This window comes from Gilliamella sp. wkB292 (assembly GCF_001690235.1).
Taxonomy (GTDB): Bacteria; Pseudomonadota; Gammaproteobacteria; order Enterobacterales; family Orbaceae; genus Gilliamella; species Gilliamella apicola_F.
The window spans coordinates 1-347 of record NZ_LZGO01000001.1; the positions used below are offsets into that span (position 1 = coordinate 1).

The following is a 347-nucleotide window of genomic DNA, read 5'->3' on the forward strand; positions in this document are numbered from 1 at the left end:
GAATGATAATGGCACGGCTAATGCTGGTCGTGATAGCGATACAGCCAACCGTTTTGCGGCAGGAGAGCAAAATGGTAACCGCGAAGGTAATCAGGATAACAGCATTGAAAGTGGGACATGGTATGCGCGTATTCGTCATGAACAGGCAATCAGTAGTCAGGTAATCATCAGCGGTAAAAGTAACCGCTGTCAGCTGGTGCCGGGTCAACGTATTCGCATAACAGGTAACCCGTTAGCCGATACGCAAGCGGGGTTTATCATTATAAGTGTGGCTGGGCACGGTAACCGCACGGATGCTTATGAAGTGGCATTTACCGCCATCCCGTATCAGGTATTAAAACCCTACC

The 347-nt window shown here is 49.3% G+C and carries 1 protein-coding gene; it reads left to right on the top strand.

Annotation, left to right across the window (positions count from 1 at the left end; all coding sequences use genetic code 11):
• On the top strand, positions 1-347 hold a 347-nt coding region (locus A9G09_RS00005), incomplete at both ends, for a contractile injection system protein, VgrG/Pvc8 family (protein ID WP_218056761.1).